Annotated in this window: 1 protein-coding gene; it reads right to left on the reverse strand. The window is 39.7% G+C overall.

Translation table 11 applies throughout. The annotated features are described in order from the left end of the window. Positions 1-138: 138 nt before the first annotated feature. Positions 139-1,374 carry an IS110 family RNA-guided transposase gene (locus tag KHB02_RS29580; RefSeq protein WP_213144485.1) on the reverse strand — a complete coding sequence of 412 codons (1,236 nt, stop codon included), beginning with the start codon at positions 1,372-1,374 and terminating at the stop codon, positions 139-141. Positions 1,375-1,632 lie beyond the last annotated feature (258 nt).

A 1,632-nucleotide genomic window follows, 5' to 3' on the forward strand; every position in this document is an offset into this window, starting at 1 on the left:
ATAAACCAGCTAATAGTTTGTCAACATTTTTCATTTAAATATCTTTTTATTGTGTGGTATTCTAAAAATAAGCATGCCAAATAACCTTCCATTAGAACTATTTTGGAAGGTTTTAGTTTATTTGGTTAGCTTTGCATTTTAGACAATATCTTGGAAAGTTGAATTGCTTTTTAAGAGTGCATAAATCCAATGTAAAAGCTTATTTGCACACGCAATTATGGCTACCTTGTAGGGCTTTCCTTCATCACGTTTTTTATCATAGAACTCTCGCATTTTCCTATTACTTGCGATGAATTCCGGGGTCGTTTTTTTCTTCCGGCAATCACGGATGGCACATTGTACAGCCATATATAAAGCGTGTCTTAGCCTGCTTGAACCTCTTTTTGTAATCCGGTTCACTGTCCCTTTGAATCTCCCAGACTCAAAGATACTCGGGTCAAGGCCGGCAAATGCAACAAGTTTTTTAGGGTGGGGAAACCGTTCAATCTCTCCGATTTCCGAAATAATCGTTGCAGCGATTTTTCGACCAATTCCAGGGATTGATTGAATGATTTTATATTCTTCCATTTCTTTAGCCAAAGCATCTATCTCTGCTTCTATTGTGGATAGATGCTTTTGGTACTCCAGAAGCATCTCTATATGCATTTTCAGACTTACAACATGGCTTTGATACAAAACTTTCTTGAATGGATTCCTACAAGCTGCTTCGATAAGCTTCTCTGCCTGTGTGCGTGCCCACTTACTTGAACGGCTTTTACAAAGTTCATTAATTCGTTTGGCTAAGGTATCTTCTTCGATTTCCAATACCTCTTTGGATGTCGGGAATTCCATTAATGTTAATAGGGAGACAACCGAATATAAGTCCCCAAAAACATCTTCATATTCTGGAAAAACCTGATCAAGCACCGCCTGAAATTGGAGCTTTGTTTGTACATACATACCTGTCATGCTTTGGTGCTGCCTCGTAAGGTTGCGAAGATTCAAAATCTGAATTCCACGCTTTTTATAAGGCTCCAGATCCTCTTTGTAATAGAGCTCGCAAAGATGCCTGGCATCGATTATGTCTGTTTTTACCTTCCGCAAGGAAGAGCTTTTTGCCCGATAAGAAACGAGTGGGTTTACAATAATAAGCAGGTATCCTCTTTCCTCAAAATACTGGACGACTGGAGTATGGTAATGCCCTGTAGACTCCAGAACAATGGGTGGTTTTAGCCCTGTAAGATCTTCTATTTCTCTAAGAAACTTACTTAACATTCCCAATCCTTCTAGAGTATGAGGTACTTTAAAGCTTGTTTTATAAGGTTTTTTTTTATCCACGAAAGCCTGTACCTGGCTTTCGCCCTTGGCCACATCCAGTCCAACAACAGGATTCATTTTTCTATCCCCTCCAATAATATCTAAATTTGCCGGCAACCCCTAGTCCTTCTTGCAGTTTCATAGCTTCGCTTGTTATACGGGATCGTTGTCCCAACCAGCCAAATCATGTTTAAGCAAGTAGGGGGTGAACAGTTTATTTCACGGGATCTTCCTCCCAAGCGGAGATACGTTCTACCCCGGCTACCGTAATAATAAAACCATATAAAAAAAGGTCAACCAGAAATATCTGGCTGACCTTATAATACGAAGCGGAGA

The sequence above is a fragment of the Neobacillus citreus genome, assembly GCF_018343545.2.
Lineage (GTDB): Bacteria > Bacillota > Bacilli > Bacillales > Cytobacillaceae > Neobacillus > Neobacillus citreus.